Annotated in this window: 19 protein-coding genes; 8 read left to right on the top strand and 11 right to left on the bottom strand. The window is 55.5% G+C overall.

Annotated features, from left to right (window positions below; genetic code table 11):
• Nucleotides 1-87: 87 nt before the first annotated feature.
• The 3 genes from ACQY4Z_RS24065 to ACQY4Z_RS24055 all read left to right on the top strand — a co-directional run bounded on the left by ACQY4Z_RS24065 (nt 88) and on the right by ACQY4Z_RS24055 (nt 2,621).
• Complete coding sequence (locus ACQY4Z_RS24065) at nt 88-867, top strand: Fpg/Nei family DNA glycosylase (protein ID WP_428525482.1); 780 nt, start codon at nt 88-90, stop codon at nt 865-867.
• A 65-nt stretch (nt 868-932) separates the two neighbouring features.
• The gene (gene mazG, locus ACQY4Z_RS24060; RefSeq protein ID WP_428525480.1) at nt 933-1,769 is read left to right on the top strand and encodes a nucleoside triphosphate pyrophosphohydrolase; all 837 of its coding nucleotides are present in this window, start codon (nt 933-935) and stop codon (nt 1,767-1,769) included.
• A gap of 108 nt (nt 1,770-1,877) precedes the next feature.
• The gene (locus tag ACQY4Z_RS24055; protein WP_428525478.1) at nt 1,878-2,621 is read left to right on the top strand and encodes a substrate-binding periplasmic protein; all 744 of its coding nucleotides are present in this window, start codon (nt 1,878-1,880) and stop codon (nt 2,619-2,621) included.
• Between the two features lie 71 nt (nt 2,622-2,692).
• Here the strand turns inward: ACQY4Z_RS24055 and ACQY4Z_RS24050 are convergent, their stop codons facing one another.
• The 10 genes from ACQY4Z_RS24050 to dusB form a co-directional block, all read right to left on the bottom strand.
• Nucleotides 2,693-4,132, bottom strand: coding sequence for a ferric reductase-like transmembrane domain-containing protein (locus tag ACQY4Z_RS24050; RefSeq protein WP_428525476.1), 1,440 nt, complete (start codon nt 4,130-4,132; stop codon nt 2,693-2,695).
• Between the two features lie 330 nt (nt 4,133-4,462).
• Nucleotides 4,463-5,788 carry a GTPase HflX gene (gene hflX, locus ACQY4Z_RS24045; protein WP_428525474.1) on the bottom strand — a complete coding sequence of 442 codons (1,326 nt, stop codon included), beginning with the start codon at nt 5,786-5,788 and terminating at the stop codon, nt 4,463-4,465.
• 120 nt (nt 5,789-5,908) lie between these two features.
• A complete protein-coding gene (gene hfq / locus ACQY4Z_RS24040; protein ID WP_006934516.1) occupies nt 5,909-6,163 on the bottom strand; it encodes an RNA chaperone Hfq in 255 nt (84 codons plus the stop codon).
• A gap of 189 nt (nt 6,164-6,352) precedes the next feature.
• Nucleotides 6,353-7,216: a D-amino-acid transaminase gene (locus ACQY4Z_RS24035; protein WP_409687653.1), complete on the bottom strand. Its 864-nt coding sequence runs from the start codon at nt 7,214-7,216 to the stop codon at nt 6,353-6,355.
• 103 nt (nt 7,217-7,319) lie between these two features.
• Nucleotides 7,320-8,696, bottom strand: coding sequence for a Trk system potassium transporter TrkA (trkA, locus tag ACQY4Z_RS24030; RefSeq protein WP_133947349.1), 1,377 nt, complete (start codon nt 8,694-8,696; stop codon nt 7,320-7,322).
• A gap of 52 nt (nt 8,697-8,748) precedes the next feature.
• Nucleotides 8,749-10,116: a sigma-54-dependent transcriptional regulator gene (locus ACQY4Z_RS24025; RefSeq protein WP_209175564.1), complete on the bottom strand. Its 1,368-nt coding sequence runs from the start codon at nt 10,114-10,116 to the stop codon at nt 8,749-8,751.
• The gene (locus ACQY4Z_RS24020; protein ID WP_409687659.1) at nt 10,106-12,373 is read right to left on the bottom strand and encodes a sensor histidine kinase NtrY-like; all 2,268 of its coding nucleotides are present in this window, start codon (nt 12,371-12,373) and stop codon (nt 10,106-10,108) included. The genes ACQY4Z_RS24025 and ACQY4Z_RS24020 overlap by 11 nt, the downstream gene beginning before the upstream one ends.
• A gap of 154 nt (nt 12,374-12,527) precedes the next feature.
• Nucleotides 12,528-13,967 carry a nitrogen regulation protein NR(I) gene (gene ntrC, locus ACQY4Z_RS24015; protein WP_209175558.1) on the bottom strand — a complete coding sequence of 480 codons (1,440 nt, stop codon included), beginning with the start codon at nt 13,965-13,967 and terminating at the stop codon, nt 12,528-12,530.
• Between the two features lie 13 nt (nt 13,968-13,980).
• Nucleotides 13,981-15,120: a two-component system sensor histidine kinase NtrB gene (locus ACQY4Z_RS24010; protein ID WP_133947341.1), complete on the bottom strand. Its 1,140-nt coding sequence runs from the start codon at nt 15,118-15,120 to the stop codon at nt 13,981-13,983.
• A complete protein-coding gene (gene dusB / locus ACQY4Z_RS24005) occupies nt 15,117-16,121 on the bottom strand; it encodes a tRNA dihydrouridine synthase DusB (protein WP_428529666.1) in 1,005 nt (334 codons plus the stop codon). Before dusB ends, ACQY4Z_RS24010 begins: the two co-directional genes overlap by 4 nt.
• A 167-nt stretch (nt 16,122-16,288) precedes the next feature.
• On the opposite strand from dusB, the gene ACQY4Z_RS24000 reads away from it, so the two are divergent.
• The 5 genes from ACQY4Z_RS24000 (at nt 16,289) to ACQY4Z_RS23980 (ending at nt 19,920) form a co-directional block, all read left to right on the top strand.
• Nucleotides 16,289-17,539: a bifunctional 2-C-methyl-D-erythritol 4-phosphate cytidylyltransferase/2-C-methyl-D-erythritol 2,4-cyclodiphosphate synthase gene (locus tag ACQY4Z_RS24000; RefSeq protein WP_428525469.1), complete on the top strand. Its 1,251-nt coding sequence runs from the start codon at nt 16,289-16,291 to the stop codon at nt 17,537-17,539.
• Between the two features lie 7 nt (nt 17,540-17,546).
• Nucleotides 17,547-18,056, top strand: a complete 510-nt coding sequence (locus ACQY4Z_RS23995; RefSeq protein ID WP_428525467.1) for a CinA family protein — start codon at nt 17,547-17,549, stop codon at nt 18,054-18,056.
• A gap of 231 nt (nt 18,057-18,287) precedes the next feature.
• Complete coding sequence (locus tag ACQY4Z_RS23990; RefSeq protein WP_428525465.1) at nt 18,288-18,758, top strand: hypothetical protein; 471 nt, start codon at nt 18,288-18,290, stop codon at nt 18,756-18,758.
• A gap of 157 nt (nt 18,759-18,915) precedes the next feature.
• The gene (locus tag ACQY4Z_RS23985) at nt 18,916-19,389 is read left to right on the top strand and encodes a hypothetical protein (protein ID WP_428525463.1); all 474 of its coding nucleotides are present in this window, start codon (nt 18,916-18,918) and stop codon (nt 19,387-19,389) included.
• A 96-nt stretch (nt 19,390-19,485) separates the two neighbouring features.
• Nucleotides 19,486-19,920, top strand: a complete 435-nt coding sequence (locus ACQY4Z_RS23980; RefSeq protein ID WP_133947335.1) for a hypothetical protein — start codon at nt 19,486-19,488, stop codon at nt 19,918-19,920.
• 26 nt (nt 19,921-19,946) lie between these two features.
• Here the strand turns inward: ACQY4Z_RS23980 and ACQY4Z_RS23975 are convergent, their stop codons facing one another.
• Nucleotides 19,947-20,399, bottom strand: coding sequence for a type II toxin-antitoxin system RatA family toxin (locus ACQY4Z_RS23975; protein ID WP_428525461.1), 453 nt, complete (start codon nt 20,397-20,399; stop codon nt 19,947-19,949).
• Between the last annotated feature and the right edge of the window lie 2 nt (nt 20,400-20,401).

Here is a 20,401-nt window from a genome sequence, read left to right as displayed (position 1 = left end):
TGGTCTGATCGGAAACGCGCACTATGGTTTGGAGGACTTCAACTTGAAGCCCTTCATCCGCCCCGCATTTCCAAGAGCCGTTCGCCAATGCCAGAAGGCCATACGATCCATCGTGCCGCCCGTGACCACCGGAAAATCCTCAAAAATCGCTATTTAGCCATTTCTTCGCCGCAAGGGCGGTTCGAAGATGGTGCCGCCTGGCTCAACGGACGCCTTTGCGAAGATGTCGAGGCCTACGGCAAACACCTGATCTACCGTTTTGAAGGAGAAACCTTTCTCCACGTCCATCTCGGACTGTTCGGCCGTATCCGAAAAAGGAAACTGCCTGAACCCGAACCGCGGGGCGCTGTCCGTATCCGGATGATTGGCGACACTCATCTCATCGATATCAACGGACCAACGGCGTGTGAGATCCTCGATCCGGATGATCTGGCCATATTGACATCGCGGATTGGCCCCGACATTCTTCGCGCAGATGCAGATCCTGAGCGGGTTTACACCCGGATCTCAAAGAGCCGGTCACCCATAGGCAAGCTCCTGATGAACCAATCCGTTCTGGCCGGTATCGGCAACATCTACCGCAGTGAAATTTTGTGGCGCCAAGGCATTCATCCTGACCGGCCTGGAAAAGACCTCTCAAAAGATGACTTTGAGCGCCTCTGGGCCGATGCCGTGCATTTGCTCGAGATCGGCGTCAAACGCAACGCGATCATAACTGTCGATGAGGCTGCCCCCGGTCGGGGCCGGTATCGCGAGCGGGTCAATATCTTTGGCAAACAGAGTTGCCCCACCTGTGCGGGCGACATCACGCAGGTCGTAATCGACACACGCAAGGCATACTTCTGCGCAACTTGTCAGGCGGATTGAAACTCACCTTGGAACCTGCCAAGAGTGGCATCTTCGTGCGCAACAATTATCTGCCAAGGCCTCCAATGAAACCCAGCCGAGACATCGCCCGCCTTATCGAAATCATGGCTGCCCTGCGCACGCCCGGAACCGGGTGCCCCTGGGATCTGGAACAGAACTTCGCGACGATTGCGCCCTACACTCTGGAAGAAGCGTATGAGGTGGCTGATGCGATCGCGAAAGACGACATGCTTGAGCTCCGAGAAGAACTTGGCGATCTCCTCTTGCAGGTGGTCTACCACGCGCGCATGGCGGAGGAAGAGGATCATTTTTCGTTTCCCGATGTGGTGGAGGGCATCACCAAAAAGATGATCCGTCGGCATCCGCATGTCTTTGGCGATGAAACCGGTGAAAAGCCCGAACTCGTCAAGGGAATTTGGGAGCGCATCAAAGCGGAAGAACGGGCTGAAAAACGCGCTGAACGGGAAGCTCTGGGACTTGCCGAGCCGAACAAGGGATTTCTTGACGACGTGCCAACGGCCTTCCCTGCACTGCAGGAGGCGGACAAGCTCCAGCGCCGGGCATCCAAGGTCGGTTTCGACTGGAACGATGCCCGGCTCGTTCTGGACAAAATCCGGGAAGAGACCCATGAGCTGGACGAGGAACTCACCAAATCTGATCCTGACAAGGACCGGATCACCGACGAGTTGGGGGACACGCTTTTTGCCCTGGCAAACCTCGCCCGGCACCTCGATATCGACCCGGAAGAAGCCCTGCGCCGGACCAACCGGAAATTCCGCCGAAGGTTTGCAGCAATCGAGGACGTTGCAGAGGTAAATGGAACCACACTGGAAGCGATGAGCCTCGAAGAAATGGAAACGGCTTGGCAAGCTGCAAAGAAACAGGACCCAGCTGCAACCTGATCCTGTTTTGAGACTCGCAAAAACTAACCATACGCGTTTTGCCAAGGTTTACTTCGGGTCAGAATCTCTCACACTTCTGCAAAACACGATCGGAAGCACCAGACTTTCATGGCCCTCATCAAAGCTTTTGCGCTGTTTGCGATGGCGACCCTCACAGCTGCGTTTTCAGCACATGCTGAGACTTGGCGCATTTCAGCATTGGATTGGCCGCCCTATTCAAGCCCGCAAGAAAAGAATGGTGGCAGCGCTGTTGCCGTTCTCCGCGCGTCTTTGGCTAAGATCGGTGTGACCCTCGAAATCGATTACATGTCGTTCCCCCGTGCCAAGGCGCTTGCAAAAAGCGGCCAGTACATCGGCTATTTTCCGGCCTGGCCAGAAGAAATCATCGAAGGTTTCAGAGGCTCCCGGCCCATCATGATGTCTCAGGTTGGAGTTGTTCATCGTCAGGACAGCAAGGTTACTTGGCGCAACACGCACGATCTCTTTGAAAACTATCCGGTCGGGTATGTCCGGAGCTTTGTCTACCCGATTGAAATTCAAGAAGAGGTCGAACACCACGCCACCACGGCGACGGGCGTGGACACTGAACAAGATCTTGTTCGTATGCTTGCAGCCGGTCGGATAGAGGTCGCCGTGACCGATCCATCAGTCATGCTCCGCATCAGTGAAAAAATGGGTATCACCGGGCTGGTTGCCAACAAATACATTTTGTTTCGCAAACCGTTGGTGGTGGCCTTTTCCGGGGAATGGGAAAACGTCTCTCGTAGAGCTCGCCTCAATGCTATTTTGCCTCAATTCAGCCGGAACCAGCTCACTTGTTGCGCCTATCATCCCCCGGCCAAACAGAACTAGACACTATGTGCCTGCCCAAATGAATTGGCGCTAGTCCTCCAAGAACCAGCGCCAATTCCTGTCTTTGATCATCAACGCGCCACGGGCGACGGTATCGCTCCTGGTTCAGGCGCCAGTTGAGGTCTCCGCTGTGGCCATGCGGGTTGCATTCCGGCTGGTGCCCCGATGGTTTTCGGACCAATCGGATGAGCGTCCTCCGAGGGTGGACGCTGTTGAATGGTCCGTTTCGGTCCAAGACCCAAGGCCTGCCGCCACGTGCGGATTGGGTTTCGGAAATCAAAAACCTCCGTGTGCATCGGCAGTTGTCCTCCGGCCGTACGATAAGACTTGCAAGCAATCGTCAGAAGAGGATCCGGCCCGCAGGCGAAAAGCTCTGAAGACTGCCAGCCGGGCGGCAAATGGGCATCGAAGGTCTCCATGTTGAACCGGGCACCTTCCGCATCGCCGAGAAAATGCACTACCAGTTGAGGCAACCGTTTGGCCATTGCCGCCAGATAATTGAGATCGACCGCATGGTTCATGGACCTGTAGATATAAAACAAGTCAATGCGCGGCCCGTGGTCAGGTGACATTGCACCAAGAGCTGCCAGAAACGGGGTAATCCCTGCTCCTCCCGCGACCCAAATCTGCCTGTAGATCCGTTTCGGATCGGTTTGTGGGGCAAAGTCGCCAGCGATCCTGTTCAACAGCACCTCGTCGCCAACCTTGAGCTGCGTTTGCAGCTTCTTTGTATAATCTCCACGGTCGAAGATGACGAAACGCATGCCGTTCTGACTTGGCGCCGATGCAATTGTGAACGGGTGCGGTTCCCGAAGGCCTCGTTTGGCGCAGGAGAGGCTCGCATGTTGGCCCGGACACCATGCGACCGGCCCCCGGCCATCTCGCGGTTCAAGCCGGATATCGATGCTGTCATGGTTGTGCTTCAAAGCACTTACCTGCATTCGGCGAGGCCGGTGCAAATGGTGCGCGATGACACGCGCCATCGCAACAATGCCAACCACAGACAAGACCGCCAGCACCCACCAATGCACACTGAAATCTTCGACAGGGATGGCCGATAGGAAGACGTGAGCGACCGTGACGAGGTAAATTGGGCCCATTGCATAATGGGTCCAACGCCAGACATGATAGGGAATCGCCGGGATGAGCCCGTACAACACCAGGATCATGAGATAAATCCCCGCAAACGTCCCGGCGCGGGTACCAAACTCTTCCCAGCCGGGCACGATGCTTTCTCCGCGCGGTTCCGCCAGAATCCAATGAGCAAGGGTCATGATCCATGCCCAATGGGCAAAGATCCTGTGCACTTGGTAAGATCGCCCGGGACCACCCAGAAGTCCATCAACGATCCTTATCCGAGCGGCCAGCACCATACACACTGTCATGGTCACATATGCACCAACTCCAAAGGTAGCTGGTATCAGGTTTTCAGCTGGAACACCGCTGAGAAGTGCGCTGTAAACGACAGCAATAAAAAGAAGAAATCCGACATGCGGATAGATTAGTCGCATTTTATGCTCCCACCATGAATAGCATTGTTATGCCTGTCTAAGCTTCAGGTGGTTTCCCCAAATTCCCGTGCCGCATGTCTGAGTGCGTTGAACCGCTCTCAAATATGCCCCCAACTCGAAAAAACAGAGTGCCGGCGATCCGTTTTGGACCAGTTTTATTGTTCCAAGACTGATAGTTAGCGAAATGGCCGGAATTTCGGCGGCACTGAGACCGGAAACAGGAAATACGGCGGCAGGAACGCAATCACCGGTCATCAAACCAGGACGTGTACCGTCCCGGTCAATTAAAAAATGAACCCGTCAATTCGAAAGGTTGGCGCTGTTCCGGTATCAAAAGCCCGAAGGGCGTGTATCGGTCCGTTCTTCAGATGGATCAAACGCAAACTTGCCGAAGAGATCCCGGAACGGCCCACGTTGCTTGTCCGAGACCCGGACTTCCGCGGTCACGTATTCCTCGCCGTCGGAACGCTCGAGGACCTCAGCCATCTGGTAAAGCTTTGCAATCAATGCGCCTTCTGCGACTGGTAAACGGACCGACAGGATATCGTCATGCCGCGCCATGAAACTGTCAACGCGGGCACTCAGATGATCAATGCCCTCACCGGTCACAGCAGACAGGGCGACGGGCCCTTCACCTTGTTCTTCTAAGAGGAGTTTCGCCCGGTAGTCCTTGTCGAGGAGATCGATCTTGTTCCAGACCTCAATGATCGGTGCGCCAGTCAGCGCATCGACACCAAGTTCTTCCAAGGTCTTTTGAACGTCTTCGGCTTGCGCGTCCGTGTCAGGGTGCGAAATATCACGCACGTGGAGGATCAAATCTGCTTCCAACACCTCTTCAAGGGTCGCGCGGAAAGCGGCCACCAGATGCGTTGGCAGATCCGAAATGAACCCAACGGTATCTGACAGGATAATCTCGCGACCGTGCGGCAGCGTGATCTTGCGCAGCGTTGGATCCAGCGTTGCAAACAGAAGATCCTTGGCAAACACCTCTGACTCAGTCAGATGATTGAACAGCGTCGACTTTCCGGCGTTCGTGTAACCCACCAGGGCGACGACCGGTTGCGGGATCTTCTTCCGTTTCTTTCGGTGCAGTTCCCGGGTTCGGCGTACACTTTCAAGCTGCTTTTGCAACGCAATGATCCGTTCCTGGATCTGACGGCGGTCGGCCTCGATTTGGGTTTCCCCTGGGCCGCCCATGAACCCGGCGCCGCCCCTTTGCCGTTCAAGGTGCGTCCAGGACCGGACCAACCGGCTTTTCTGCCAGGTCAGATGCGCCAGATCGACTTGAAGCTTGCCTTCTTTGGTACGTGCGCGGTCGCCGAAGATCTCCAGAATCAAACCCGTCCTGTCGATCACCTTGGTCTTCAGGCGGCGTTCCAGGTTTCTTTGCTGAACCGGAGACAACGGGTGATCGATCACAACCAGATCCAGATCCTCGCTGGCAACAATGCCGGCAAGTTCAGCAACCTTACCTTCGCCGAAGAGCGTCGCTGGCTTGGGATTGTTTATCCGCACCACGCCAGAATGAACGATATCAAGGTTGATGGCCGCGCTGAGGCCAATCGCTTCGTCAAGCCGGGCTTCCGGGCTCCGGTTGGATCTGAGGTCTGCCTGGGAGTTTTCAGAACGAAGTTGGATGACCGGTTCTAGGATCATCGCACGAAAGCGCTGGGGCAGACGATCTACCCCAGTGTCTTTTTGTCTAAGAGATTTCTGACCCGGTTCTTCTGAACCATTGGATTTCGAAAAGTCGTCTTCGCGAGACTTCGGTTTCAATCAGCTTGCCTTTTCCGCGTTTTCCTCAGCCTGATCGAACAATTGAACAGGTCCGTTTGGCATAATTGTGGAAATGGCATGTTTGTAAACCAGCTGCGAATGACCGTCGCGGCGCAGCAGAACGCAGAAATTGTCAAACCACGTCACAACTCCCTGCAGCTTGACCCCGTTGATCAAGAAGATTGTGAGCGGTGTTTTTTGTTTGCGAACGTGATTGAGGAATGTGTCTTGTAGGTTTTGTGCGCGCTCAGCCATGTGTTCTTTTATCCTATTTGGTCCGAATGCGGCCAGGCACCCGGTTTTCTCCTGGCTGACTGTTCCAAGCACAAATCCTCTCAGATTATGGTGTACCCAGCCTGCCCGCTTTTTTATTGCCCATCTATCAGTGGGTCATCTGCCCTGACCCTCAAGTATCCCCAGCCCAGCATCATAGAGGGCTACGATTCACACCACCTTCAAATCAGTAGCAGTATGGAACAGTTCGCGCAATCGGGTTGCAACCGATCCGGGATGCCCATTCCCGATTACCTTGTCATCAATTCGTACAACAGGCATTGCGATATTTGTCGCAGCGGTAACAAACGCTTCCTTGGCATCATAGGCCTCTTCGAGGCTGAAAGGCCGTTCTTCGAAAGACAACCCTTCGCGCTCAACGAGGTCCAAAATCGCTGTGCGTGTGATCCCACGCAAGATACCGCTCTCCGCCGGCCGCGTGATCAGCTTGCCATCTTTTGTGACAATCCAGGCATTGGTTGAGCCGCCTTCGGTCACATTGCCGTCCGCGTCCACATACCAGGCCTCTTTGCCACCCTTTTCCTTCGCGCTCTGTTTGGCGAGAACATTCGGCAGCAGGGCAACAGTCTTGATATCCACCCGCGGCCAACGGTTTTCCGGGTAACTGAATACCGCAATCCCGGCCTCGGCTTGCGCGTTCACCGCAGCCGGGTTGGAAGAGCGTGCCGTCACAACAATTGAAGGCGCGACATTTGCCGGCGGGAAAAAATGGTCACGTTTTGAAACGCCGCGTGTCACCTGGATGTACACAAGCCCGTTGCGCACCTTGTTCCGGCGCACCACCTGGCGCAGCACAAATTCGACTGCCGGCCGGCTCATAGGCCAATCAATAGACAACTCGCTCAAGGACCGACCGAGACGGTCCAGATGGCGCGGCATGTCAACGATCTGGTTGTTCCAAACCTCGCAAACCTCATAGACGCCATCTGCAAACTGGTAACCGCGATCCTCAATATGGACTGCAGCTTCCGAATGCTGGACATATTGACCATTCACATAGGCAATACGGCTCATGAATTCTCCTGATCCCGGCAGGTTCTTTTTGAACCAATTGGTATTGCTACTGTTTTGACCGTTTGGTCAGACAAATGCAAGATCAGAAAAACGTCATACTGACTTAAAAGAAATCAAGACTGACGCGGAACATCTGCTCGACCTGCCGGACCCTGCTGGCAACTGCAAAGATTACGATCCTGTCTTTCGCCTGGATTTGCAGATCTCCATTCGGCGTCAGAACCTCGCCATCCCGGAACACCGCTCCGATCCGGATCCCGGACGGCAAGTCGATCATGCGCAACGGCCGCCCGACCAATGGCGACGTGTCGAGCGCTTCTGCCTCAACAATTTCGGCAGCGCCGTTTTGCAATGTGTGGACACCCCGGATCCGGCCGCGGCGCACATGTTGGAGGATCTTGGAAATCGTGACGGCGCGTGGATTGATGAAGGCATCAATTCCAAGCGCGTTGGTGAACGCCGGATAACTCGGGTTGTTCAAGAGCGACAAGGACCGTTTACAGCCAAGTTTTTTGGCCATAACGGACGACAGAATATTGACCTCATCTTCATTCGTGAGAGCAACCATCGTGTCCGCATCACCGGCATCGGCTTCGTTCAAAATTGTCAGATCCAGCGCACTGCCATGCAAAATGACCGATCGCTTGAGATCGTCCGCAACTGAAATGGCACGTTCACGGGATGCTTCGATCAGCTTGATCTTTGTACCGGCCTGACGCTGTTCCAAGGCCTTTGCAACATAAAGGCCGATATTGCCGCCGCCTGCAATCACAACCTTGCCGGCTTCCGGCTCTTCATGCCCGAAAATGCTAAGTGTGCGGCGTACCTGATCCCGTTTCGCGACAACATAAGCAAGATCGCCTGTGTAGATGGAATCGCTGCTTTTCGGCACGAACAGTTTGTTATTCCGGTACAGCCCAACAACAACCGCCCCGAGATCCGGGAACAGTTCTGTCAGCTGATGAAGCGGCGTATCGACGACCGGGCAGTCGTCTTCACACATGATCCCGACCACAACGACATTATCATCGGCAAAACGGACGGTTTCCACGGCACCAGGAAGGGCCAAGCGCCGAAGCACCATTTCACCGACTTCGATTTCAGGTGAAATGATCACGTCAATCGGCATGTTTTCGCGGGAAAACAGATTGCGCCAACGGCCCTGAAGATAGGATTGCGCGCGGATACGCGCGACCTTTGTCGGCACATTGAAGAGGGAATGGGCCACCTGACACGCGACCATGTTCACCTCGTCATACAAGGTCACGGCAACGATCATATCGGCTTCTTCCGCTCCGGCCTGGGCCAGAACATCCGGATGGGCACCGTGTCCGACAAAACCGCGAACATCCAGCTGATCGCCAATCGCATCGATCAGTTTGGGCGAGGAATCAATAACGGAAACATCGTTCTGTTCCGCAGCTAGCCGTTCGGCGATCCCGTAGCCGACCTGTCCGGCGCCACAAATCACGATTTTCATGGAAACCCCTTCCCGGCTCTTGCTATTTGGCTCTCACAGGCACGCTGGCGCGTTAGGTCATTCCCAAGGTCTTCAGCTTGCGGTGCAGCGCTGACCGTTCCATACCGACAAATTCCGCCGTGCGCGAGATGTTGCCGTCAAATCTCTTGATTTGCGCCTGAAGATATTCGCGTTCAAAGATTTCCCGCGCTTCGCGTAAAGGAACAGACATCAGGTGTTCCCCCGTACCGGAAGACGGAAGGCTCGGAAGCGTTTCGCCGATTTCGGCCGGGAGAAGGTCCGCGGTAATGGTGCTGTCCGGCTCGCCCCGACTCAGGATCAGCAGACGCTCGACATTGTTCCGCAGCTGGCGGACGTTTCCGGGCCAATCGTGTGTTTGAAGGACTGCCATGGCATCGTCGCCAATCGGGCGCAGCGGAATACCTGATGCGGCTGAAATTTGCTCCATGAAATGGCGGACTAGCACCGGGATGTCTTCCCGGCGCTCGGCGAGCCCCGGCACGCGGAGAGGCACCACGCTCAGGCGGTGATAGAGATCTTGCCGGAACAAGCCCGTCGCAATGTGTTCTTCCAGATTCTTTGAGGTCGACGACAGGATACGGATGTCGACCTGAACCTTGCCGGTTCCGCCAACACGCGAAAAACTCTGCTCCACTAACACTCTGAGGATCTTGCCCTGGGTTTCCGCCGGCATGTCGGCAACTTCGTCGAGGTACAGCGTCCCGCCATGGGCCTCTTCCAAAGCACCAATTTTGCGCAGGTTGCCGCTTTCATCCTCGATCCCGAAAAGCTCCTCTTCCATTCGGGACGGTGTGATGGTGGCCGCGTTCAAGACAACAAACGGACTTTTCGCACGCGGTGAAAGATCATGGATCATCCGCGCTGCACGTTCTTTGCCGGACCCCGATGGCCCGGAAATCAGAATTCGGCTGTTCGTTCCTGCAATTTTTTCGATAGTTTGGCGGAGACCGTTGGCAGCTGAAGAATCGCCAACAATGTCGCTGGTCTCCCCGCTTCTTTGGCGCAAGTCGCGCACTTCGCGGCGAAGACTGGAGGCTTCCAAGGCCCTTTCAACAATGTGTACTAACCGATCAGCTTTGAATGGCTTTTCGATGTAGTCGTAGGCTCCACGTTTAATTGCGGAAACAGCCGTTTCGATGTTGCCGTGACCGGAAATGATCACAACGGGCATATCCGGATCGGTTTCCTTGAACTGATCCAAAAGCGCCAGGCCGTCCAGCCGGCTTCCCATCAACCAGATATCCAGAATGACTAGCGAAGGCTTTCGCTCTTTCACGGCGGCAATCGCGCTGTCTGAGTCATGCGCCGTGCGGGTGCCGTATCCGTCATCGTCCAGAATACCGGCAATCATCTCACGGATATCGGTTTCGTCGTCTACAACCAGAATGTCATGCGCCATGGGCAGTCACTGCTTCTTCTTCGGTTTGGTCTGTTTCAAGGGCTTCAGACGGCTTCATGGAGAGCGTCAACCGGACAAGCGTTCCGGTGTCGCCTGGATTGGCCTTCGGCGCATCAAGCAATTCAATGCCCCCTCCATGGTCTTCAAGAATCTTGCGCACGATGGCAAGTCCCAGTCCTGTCCCCTTCTCACGTGTCGTCATGTACGGCTCCAAGAGCCGCGATCGATTTTCTTCCGGCAGGCCGATGCCGTTGTCGACCACATCAACAATTACCCGCTGCGGATCGTCTTCTGGATCACATTTGACGTGAACGGAGACCGATCCCTTGGGCAAATCGTCACCCGTCCGGGCCGCAACGGCTTCTGTGGCGTTCTTGATAACATTTGTGAAAGCCTGTCCGACCAGCCGCTCGTCATACGTCGCCAAAACAGGGCTCTCAGGCAAGTCGGCGGTTACGGATATGTCCGGGTTCGCCACGGACTGCATGAAGGCAGCATTTCGAACAGATTCCCGCAAATCGCTCGTGGTTTTTTTCGGTTTGCGCATACGCGCAAAGGAGGAGAATTCATCGACCATCTGCCCGATGTCGCCGACCTGGCGCACGATTGTATCAATGCACTGGTCAAAGACTTCGCGGTCCTCTTCGATCCGTTTGCCATAACGCCGCCGGATCCGCTCGGCAGACAACTGGATCGGTGTCAAAGGATTCTTGATCTCATGCGCAATCCGGCGGGCAACATCCGCCCAGGCCGAGTTGCGTTGCGCGGACACAAGGTCGGTAATGTCGTCCAGCGTCACAACAAAGCCGTGTTCCCGGCGGGTTGATTGCTCGCTCGTCGTGCGCACATTGATTGTCCGCAGTCGTCCCCCGCGCGTGATTTCAATCTGGGTTTCTGGCATCTTGTCGCCTTGCAAGGCCAGAACATCTGAAAGGTAGTCCGTCAACTCCGGCAAGACGTCCGGTAACGGCTTGTTCAGGATACGAATTTCTTCAACTTGCAGGAGCTCTTCGGCGGACCGGTTGACCAGGATGATCGATCCCTCATCGTCCACCCCGATAACGCCGGTCGAAACCCCAGAGAGGACAGCTTCGTTGAAGCGTCGCCTCCGATCTATCTGCTCGTTTGCCGCAAGAAGCGCATCCCTTTGACCGACCAACTGACCGGTCATTTTGTTGAAGCTCTGCCCGAGATTGGCTAGGTCGCCGCCGGCTTTTTCTGTTGGGACGGTGACAGACAGGTTCCCGCTCGCCACTTCATCTGCAGCTGAAATGAGACTACGGATCGGTGAGACCAGCTGATTTGCGAACCCGAAGCCGATCCATATCGCGGAAAGCAGCAGAACCAGAGCAACACCAAGATAGACCAGCGCAAAGGCGACCTGTACGCCGAACCGGCTGTTTTCCATTTGCTGGTATTGAAGTGCGCCGCTTTCGGCAAGGCCCATGTACTCCACGACACGCGGATCAAGACGGCGTACCGCATAAAGAACAAAGCCATCGTAGGCGGAGAGGTTCATCACGCCGCCGACAAGGTTCGAAATCCCCGGCGCGATTAGAATTGGGTCACCGGATTGTGCCTTGAAAATGCTATCTGCCGGCGGCAGTGGGATATCGGCGTTGGGATCCAGAACAACCCTAGTCACCACGTCGCCTTCGCGGTTGATGATGTAGGCCGCCAGAATGCCGCGCAAGGAGACCTGAGTTCGGAAGAACTGATCAAACCGGGTCGGTTCGAAATCATAAACCGGCTTGGCCCGGTCCAGATCGGTCCGCATTGCAATGAGATCGCCCCGCAGAACCCTTGCGTGCTCCTGCAAATAGGCCTGCGCCACCGTCAAGGCGTTGTCGATGATGGTGCGTGTTCGGTCCTCGAACCAACGGTCGAGCCCGCGATCAAGCGTCACCGCCGCCAGAATGGCCATCAGGATCGCTGGAACGGCTGCAACGACACTGAACAACGCCACCACTCGTACGTGAAGACGGGCGGCCGCCCGGCCACGGCGGCGGGCCTGAAGCAGTTTGATGATTTCATAGCCGATGAGCGCCAAAAGGATCACGGCCCAAAGGCCGTTGATCGCCATGGCCGTGACGATGACGTCGCGTGTCGGGTCGAGAGACGTCAGACCCATCAGGATGAAAAATGTGACCCCGATGGAAATGAGCGCCAGGATCATGACTGCAAGACCGGCGCGCCGCCAGAACTTACTGGCGCTGCCGGATTGCGCTACGGGATGTTGCGCGGATTCCAGTATCATTAGGCCCCTGGTATTTGCCTGCAAAAATTCGGCGCAGAATAACACGATCTGCGAATGCGGCAGACTTACCACACAATGTTGCGAAATTGCGACAAGGCAAAATCGTCCACCGACAAATTCAAGTGACAGAGTGACGCTGAATACTGTTCCAGCGTCACCGTGTGGAGCGCATAACCTGTATATCCAAATCCCGGATTTTCTTGCGCAATGTGTTGCGGTTCACGCCCAAAAGCTCTGCCGCCTTGATCTGGTTTCCTCGCGTTGCAGCAAGAGCCGCGCTGATCAGAGGGTACTCCACCTCCCGTAAAATGCGATGGTAGAGACCAGGGGGTGGCAGCGCGTCGCCGAACGTTTCGAAATATCCGGACAAGTACTTTTCAACGGAACCGCCAAGATCAACGGTTTCGGACGTCTCATCTTCGAGCGGATTCGTGGACGGTTGGCTCAGCTCATGATCAAGCATTGCCTCGCCGATGACATCCTGCGGATAGAGCGCCGCTAACCTGCGCACAAGGTTTTCCAGTTCCCGCACGTTGCCCGGCCAACGGTACCGGCGCATGAGGTTCATCGCGCTCTGATCGACCTGCTTGGCCGGAAGCCCCTCTTTTTCCGCCATGGAAAAGAAGTGCCGCACAAGGTCCGGAATATCCTCAACCCGTTCGCGCAGCGGTGGGAGCCGGATCGGTACAACGTTCAGCCGGAAATACAGATCTTCGCGGAATAGTCCCTGATTGATGAGATGCCGTAAATCCTTATTGGTGGCCGCAACGATACGAACATCGGTTTTGATCGGCGTCCGACCACCGACAGTGGTGTATTCGCCTTGCTGCAGAACACGGAGAAGCCGGGTCTGCGCCTCCATGGGCATATCACCGATCTCATCCAGAAAAAGCGTTCCGCCATCTGCCTGCTCGAACCGGCCGGAGCTTCTGTTTTGTGCGCCCGTGAACGCGCCTTTCTCATGCCCGAACAGCTCGGCCTCGATCAGATCCCGCGGGATGGCCGCCATGTTGATCGCGACAAAGGGGCCGTTGCGCCGTTTGCCATAGTCATGCAGCGCCCGCGCCACCAACTCCTTGCCCGTTCCAGATTCGCCATTGATCATGACTGTCAAATCAGTCTGCATCAGACGAGCCAGAACGCGGTAAATCTCCTGCATTGCCGGCGAACGGCCGACAAGCGGCATTCCCTCACCGCTTTCCTCAAGGTCGGCCACAGGACGTTTCTTTGGCTCTTCCAGCGCACGCTGGACGATCCCGGTCAGTTCTTTCAGGTCAAACGGTTTGGGCAGATACTCATAGGCGCCCTTTTCCGATGCCTTGATTGCGGTCATGAACGTGTTTTGCGCACTCATAACCAAAACGGGCAGTTCCGGGCGCATCTTCTTGATGCGCGGCAATACATCAAAGATGTTCTCATCCGGCATCACCACATCGGTAATCACCAGATCTCCGTCGCCGGCTGAAACCCAGCGCCAGAGTGTGGATGCATTCGACGTCAAACGCACCGTATATCCAGCCCGCGACAGGGCCTGGTTAAGCACGGTGCGGATGGCGGCATCATCATCGGCAACCAAAATCGTGCCAGTCGGCATGGTCAGTCAGCCCTTATACTGCTCCGGCCCCAGGCCCGGAATCGGTGGTTGAATACGCTGGCATCAAAATCCGGAAGACGGTTTTTCCGCGCTGGCTGTCACACTCGATGACACCGCCATGATCGCCGATGATCTTGGCAACGAGCGCGAGACCCAGTCCGGAACCGTTTGTTTTTGTTGTGATGAATGGCTCAAACAGATGCGGCAGCAAATCTTCAGGAACGCCCGGACCGTTGTCCTGGACGCAAAACTCGAGCGGCAGGCTAACCTTGTCTTCCGTACCGGGTACGGACAGGCGGACACCGGGCCGGAACGCGGTCGAAATCCGGATTTCACCATCCGGATCGTCGCCAATCGCCTCACTGGCATTCTTGATCAAGTTCAGGAACACCTGAATCAACTGATCCTTGTTGGCATAGACCGGCGGCAACGACGGGTCATAATTCTCAATGATCCTGTTGTCCCGGGCAAAGCCGCTGTCGGACAAACGCTTCACATGATCCAGGACGACGTGGATGTTGACGGGGTCGCGCTCGATCGGCCGCTCATCGGAAAACACTTCCATCCGGTCGACCAGTTTCACGATCCGGTCGGTTTCATCCGTGATCAACCGGGTTAATGCCCGGTCTTCATCGGGAGCTGATTGTTCGAGCAACTGGGCAGCGCCGCGAATCCCGGACAATGGGTTCTTGATCTCATGCGCAAGCATGGCGGCCAAGCCTGTCACCGTGCGCGCTGCGCCACGCGACGTCAGTTGACGGTCGATTTTTTCCGCCATGGTGCGCTCTTGAAACATCAGCACCACGGCACCGGGCCGGTTCGCGACCGGTGCTGCATTGATGTCGACAATCTTCGGCGCGCCGATGCGCGGCGACCCGATATCGACCTTGTACTCGTTAACAGCGGCACCGCGCTCGCGAACCTGATCAATCAAAGTCAGCAGCGGACTTCCGAACGGAATGAACTCATTGATTGGATGCCGGCGCAGCACGGAGATGCTGGACCGCATGAAAAACTCCGCCGCCATATTGGCCGATTCAATCACCCCATCCGGGGCAACAAGCAGGACCGGGTGTGGGAGTGCATCGAGGATGGTTGGACCATCGCTGGCCAGAGCTTCGGTACGTCCCTTTGGAGTATCTCGATCCGTCACGCTGCCGTCCGTGTATTGCAGGAAGAAAACCAATCGGACGCAATCCGGACGACCTCATCCGATTGGTTCGATGTCATGATTGTCTTTTTGAGCGCAGCTGGCATATCCAATCCGCCCTGTTCAATGGACGTATCGAGGTACCAGCCGAGGTGTTTTCGTGCGATCCGCACGCCTGGCAAAACGCCGTAAAGGCCCAGAATTGCCTCGTAATGCTCAATCACCAGTTCGCCAAGCGCATTGCCTTGGGGTGCTGACAGGATTTCGCCCGTTTCCAGATAGTGTCCGACGAGACCCGGCAGCCACGGCCGGCCATATGCCCCGCGCCCGATCATGACCGCATCGGCACCAGATGCCGCCAACATCGCGTCAGCGCTTTCAATACCCGTGCAATCCCCATTGGCGATCAGCGGTACCGATATTTCAGATTTGACGGCCGAAATCGCGTCCCAGTCCGCCGTGCCTTTGTAAAACTGACAGCGTGTCCGGCCATGCACCGTGATCAGTTGCACACCGGCAGCTTCCGCCCGCCGCGCAAGCTCAGGTGCATTGATCGTGGTGTCGTCCCAACCAAGACGCATCTTGAGCGTCACTGGGACATCAACGGCTTCAACTGTTGCTTCAATCAAGGTCAAGGCATGATCGAGATCGCGCATCAAGGCCGAACCGGAGTAACCAGAGGTCACCTTTTTTGCGGGACATCCCATGTTGATATCGATGATATCGGCGCCCAGACCTGCTATGACTTTGGCCGCCTCGCCCATCCAGCGCGCTTCCCGGCCGGCCAGTTGAACGACATGCAGACCCCCATCCTGCGCTTCAGCGCGCATCTGGGTTTCCGCATCACCTTTGACGAAGGATTCGCTGGCAACCATTTCGCTGACCACCATGCCGGCGCCGAACCGGGACGCCAGACGGCGAAACGGCAGATCGCTCACGCCGGACATCGGCGCCAAGACTGCGCGATTTTTCAGGGAGTGGGGGCCGATCTTGATAGACTTCATGCCAGGTAGCGACGCGCTTTCACAAATGCTCATTGTCTGTGCATTTCTCATTCTGCCTATATACTAGACATTTCACAGATGGCAACAAGGGATAAATTGCGGTCAGGCCATTGATTTGGTTAAAGACGATCTCGTGACGAGGCAACTGCCCTTTGGAGATCCAACCCATGCCGAAAACCGCCGCTCTTGTTGTCGCCGCCGGACGCGGCAGCCGAATGGCGCAAGACGGCAGCACCACTCCGAAGCAATACCGGCAAATCGCCGACGCTCCGATCCTCTCCCATACATTGAAAGCACTCGGGAATCATCCCGCAATCTCAACTATTCTTACGGTGATCCACGCAGACGACGGCGATGCGTATACCAATGCCGTGGAGTCCCTGCCACAGAAAGTATCCTCAAAGCTCTTGTCGGCGGTGGTTGGCGGAAAAACACGGCAGAAGTCGGTCTTGAACGGTTTGAAAGCATTGGAAAAAGCCGACCCGGATTTTGTCCTTATACATGATGCAGCTCGCCCCTTCCTGAGCGCCGACGTATTGGACGGCGTCATCGAAGCATTAGAAGAAGGCCAAGACGGCGTTCTTCCCGCAGTTCCCGTCGTTGACACCTTAAAACGCCAGCCACAAGGTGCTAACAAGTTGGAAACGGTCGACCGCAGCGATCTTCATGCGGCACAAACGCCGCAGGGTTTCCCTTTCGCCAAGATCCTTTCTGCGCATCAGGCCGCGGCAGCTGCTGGTCACGATGACTTTACCGATGATACCAGTCTTGCAGAATGGGCTGGCCTTGTGATCGCACTGAGCAATGGTGATCCGGCGAACTTCAAGATAACAACGCCGGCCGACCTAAGCCGGGCACAAACTCTAGCAAAGACGTGGACCATGACTGCCTCAACTTATCAAAAACCGTCTCTGGCTAGCCTTCAAGATGTCCGGACCGGCATCGGATATGATGTTCATGCATTTGAGGCCGGAACAGAGGTCGTTCTTGGCGGCGTGGCCATACCTCATACCCAATCCTTAAAAGGCCACTCGGATGCGGACGTGGTTCTGCATGCGATTACAGACGCCACCCTTGGAGCGATTGGCGACGGTGATATTGGTCAGCATTTTCCGCCCAGCGACCCAAAGTGGAAAGGCGCTGACTCGGACCAGTTTCAGATCGACGCAGTCCGACGTGTCAAAGACCTTGGCGGCCGGATCGCCCATATAGACGTCACCATCGTCTGCGAGGCTCCAAAGATCGGACCGCATCGCGAAACAATCCGGGAATCCATCGCTACTATCTGCGACATTCCGAGCTCTCGGGTATCCGTAAAGGCGACAACATCGGAAAAACTCGGGTTTACGGGCCGGAAAGAAGGTATCGCAGCGCTTGCCAGCGTCACAGTCCGCTTGCCACTGACCGAAGATGAGTGAGATCAACATGTCAGGCAAAAATCCTGCAAACCTCTCAGATCTCGGCACCCTCGCAGCGTCCGTAATAGACGCCATGAAGGCCCGGAACATGATGGTGGCAACAGCAGAGTCGTGCACCGGCGGGCTCATTGTCGGGAGCTTGACCGATATTGCGGGCTCATCAGCCGTCGTGGATCGCGGGTTTGTGACCTATTCCAACGAAGCCAAAACGGAGATGCTCAGTGTACCGGCACAACTGATTGCGAAGGTCGGCGCTGTTAGCAAAGACGTCGCCATAGCCATGGCCGAAGGTGCGCTCGCCAAGTCCAAAGCCGACATCGCAGTGTCCGTCACAGGAATTGCCGGACCGGGTGGAGGCAGCGACGAAAAACCAGTCGGCACCGTTCATATTGCTGTTGCAGTGAAGAACAAACCGACGCGGCATTTGCATTGCTGGTTTGCCGACAATGGCAGGACCTCGATCCGACTAGAAACGGTCCAGACCGCCCTCACCGCTCTGCTAGACGCTCTGGACTAGCTGCTCAGTCGAAATTTTTTACCTCGCAATGAGTAGCTGTTTAATCGCTGTCGAAAGCACATTACCAAGCGTCCTGCTGGCGTGATTAGGGCCAATTGTGCAATGCAAATAAAACACCTATAAAACCGTCCGCCGCTTGGTAACCGGTGGTTTACACTGGCCAAGAAAGGCGTTTTACGACCAGGCCCGGCAAATGTAGGTTGCAGTCGTTGCAAACAAAACATTCGTGCCATGACGCTCAGAAACGCCCTTCTCGCGGCGATCACATTGTTGGTTCCAGTCAGTGCTCAGGCAGGTGGAATTCCCCAGCCTGGCGACTTCTATTTTATATCCCGGGATCAACAAGGCACGTTCGTTGGAAGCCACAAACTCTACCTGGAATACTCCCGAGGCTTGAAACAAGTCAGCTACTGCAATCGCGATTATTATGTTCGCAGTCACTCCGTCGCATGGACTCAGTTTGAGACCGAACTCGGCCGGACTGTTCAGATCGAGTACAATTTTGGCCGTGGATGGCGTCCGATCTGTCAGCGCCCGCAGGATCAGGTTGCCCTTGCTGATCTTGGCATCGACATGCAGCCGAGAGAATTCCTGCAGCAATCACAAAGTGACGACAAACCTGTCAGCCGCTTGAGCGCGATTAGCGGCATCTTTAACAAGAGTAAGACTGACAGCCGATACAAAAGCTACCATACGCGCTGATTTACATTCTGGCCGCGCCCCATGCCGCAGAGTTTATTTCATTAAAACTTTAGACAATTTCGAACCCCTTCAGAAATTTGTTCTTGAAGGATTTCGGTTATTCAAGACGTTGAGCAGCTTTGCTTTCGCGAAATGAGTTCGCGAATAAGGACCGGATATGATGATCCAGAAGACAGTAATGGCCGCCGCGCTGGCGCTCGCGTGTACCGCACCGACCCAGACCTATGCTGACCAACTTGAACCGGGCGATACCTACATCATTTCCCGGGACGGTCATCGCATTTTCCGCGGATCTCACCAGATCTACAAACGCATGTCTGAAGGACTTGTTGAGGTCACCTATTGTCAGCGCTCTTATTGGGTAAGGCACGCAACTGTGGCATGGACCCAACTCGAAGTGGACCGCGGTTACGAGCTCCGCGTTGAGTACAATCGCGGCAAGGGCTGGCGGCCCATTTGCGCCAATCCGGAAGAACAAGTGACGCTTGCCGACCTCGGGATCCATGACGACCCAAGGCTGATCATTCAAGAAGACGGCCCTCTGGTGAATCCAATAAGCCGCTTCGCTGCAATCAGCAAATCGTTTGGTTCAGATGAAAAAGCAAAGGGCTCTTACCACGCAGCAAAATGAGCTGAAAAAGCATGGTAAGGCTCGCGCAAGACAATTGCCGTAAAAAAGGATTGTGACTTAAAGACGAGAACCGAAAGCTGTACAGGACATTTGCCGATGACACGCGCTCAATGCATAGCAATCCTGACGTTTTTGCCAGCGATCACTCTGGCCGGGTCCAGTTTTGCGCAAAGCGACTACTATATTCGGTCACAATATCCGGATGGCACATTCACCGGCTCTCACGAAATTCTGACACGGCCGAAAGAAGGCTACTACCAGGCGCAGTATTGTGATCGCATGTTCTGGGTCAGCACGACCACCGTCGTTTGGACCGAGGAAGAAGTTGCCGCCGGTCGAACACTGATCCTGGAAGAAAATTTTGGTGAAGAACGCAACGTGTTATGCAGCGACAATACGGCCTTCGCCAGCCTTTACGACCTTGGCCTGGAGAAGCGGGAAATCGAAGCCCTTCGGGAGCCGGAAGGATCCTTCCAGACGCGGGCAAGCCGCATTCATACGATCCGCGACGCATTCAAGCAGTTCAAATAAATCAGCAATAGAGACCGGACTGACGCCTAGCCGCCGTAGACCTGATCTGCGCGGGTTTCGAAGGCGTTTGAAAACTTCCGGAACGCCTTATCGAACATGGCCCCCATCAACGATCCGAGCGCTCGGCTGCGAAACTCGTAATTGATGTAAAACCCGACCGTGCTCCGGCCATCGTCCACATCCTTGAACGTCCACTTGTTCTCAAGATGCTTGAACGGGCCGTCCAGATACTCGACCAAGATCGTCTTGCTCTCCGGCTGAAGTTCCACCCGGCTGGTGAATGTTTCTTTGAACATCTTATAGGCAACGGTCATGTCGGCGACCAGCACGGTGCGCCCGTCCGGCAATTCCTTCCGGCCACGCACATGAAGGTCCTGGCAGAGCGGCACGAATTTCGGATACTGCTCGACATCGGCCACGAGGCGAAACATGTCGTCCGCCTTGTGATTGACCTTATGCGAAGATGAGAAACTGGGCATGG

It is taken from the genome of Roseibium sp. (genome assembly GCF_965276855.1).
In the GTDB taxonomy this organism is placed as follows: Bacteria; Pseudomonadota; Alphaproteobacteria; order Rhizobiales; family Stappiaceae; genus Roseibium.
Note: the sequence above shows the minus strand (reverse complement) of the source record. Positions and strands in the feature narration are given on the sequence as shown.

Coding starts and splice junctions, on each gene's coding strand:
- ACQY4Z_RS24065 (WP_428525482.1), top strand. CDS start 88: ATGCCAGAAGGCCATACGATCCATCGTGCCGCCCGTGACCACCGGAAA.
- mazG (WP_428525480.1), top strand. CDS start 933: ATGAAACCCAGCCGAGACATCGCCCGCCTTATCGAAATCATGGCTGCC.
- ACQY4Z_RS24055 (WP_428525478.1), top strand. CDS start 1,878: ATGGCCCTCATCAAAGCTTTTGCGCTGTTTGCGATGGCGACCCTCACA.
- ACQY4Z_RS24050 (WP_428525476.1), bottom strand. CDS start 4,132: ATGCGACTAATCTATCCGCATGTCGGATTTCTTCTTTTTATTGCTGTC.
- hflX (WP_428525474.1), bottom strand. CDS start 5,788: ATGATCCTAGAACCGGTCATCCAACTTCGTTCTGAAAACTCCCAGGCA.
- hfq (WP_006934516.1), bottom strand. CDS start 6,163: ATGGCTGAGCGCGCACAAAACCTACAAGACACATTCCTCAATCACGTT.
- ACQY4Z_RS24035 (WP_409687653.1), bottom strand. CDS start 7,216: ATGAGCCGTATTGCCTATGTGAATGGTCAATATGTCCAGCATTCGGAA.
- trkA (WP_133947349.1), bottom strand. CDS start 8,696: ATGAAAATCGTGATTTGTGGCGCCGGACAGGTCGGCTACGGGATCGCC.
- ACQY4Z_RS24025 (WP_209175564.1), bottom strand. CDS start 10,116: ATGGCGCATGACATTCTGGTTGTAGACGACGAAACCGATATCCGTGAG.
- ACQY4Z_RS24020 (WP_409687659.1), bottom strand. CDS start 12,373: ATGATACTGGAATCCGCGCAACATCCCGTAGCGCAATCCGGCAGCGCC.
- ntrC (WP_209175558.1), bottom strand. CDS start 13,967: ATGCCGACTGGCACGATTTTGGTTGCCGATGATGATGCCGCCATCCGC.
- dusB (WP_428529666.1), bottom strand. CDS start 16,121: ATGAAGTCTATCAAGATCGGCCCCCACTCCCTGAAAAATCGCGCAGTC.
- ACQY4Z_RS24000 (WP_428525469.1), top strand. CDS start 16,289: ATGCCGAAAACCGCCGCTCTTGTTGTCGCCGCCGGACGCGGCAGCCGA.
- ACQY4Z_RS23995 (WP_428525467.1), top strand. CDS start 17,547: ATGTCAGGCAAAAATCCTGCAAACCTCTCAGATCTCGGCACCCTCGCA.
- ACQY4Z_RS23990 (WP_428525465.1), top strand. CDS start 18,288: ATGACGCTCAGAAACGCCCTTCTCGCGGCGATCACATTGTTGGTTCCA.
- ACQY4Z_RS23985 (WP_428525463.1), top strand. CDS start 18,916: ATGATGATCCAGAAGACAGTAATGGCCGCCGCGCTGGCGCTCGCGTGT.
- ACQY4Z_RS23980 (WP_133947335.1), top strand. CDS start 19,486: ATGACACGCGCTCAATGCATAGCAATCCTGACGTTTTTGCCAGCGATC.
- ACQY4Z_RS23975 (WP_428525461.1), bottom strand. CDS start 20,399: ATGCCCAGTTTCTCATCTTCGCATAAGGTCAATCACAAGGCGGACGAC.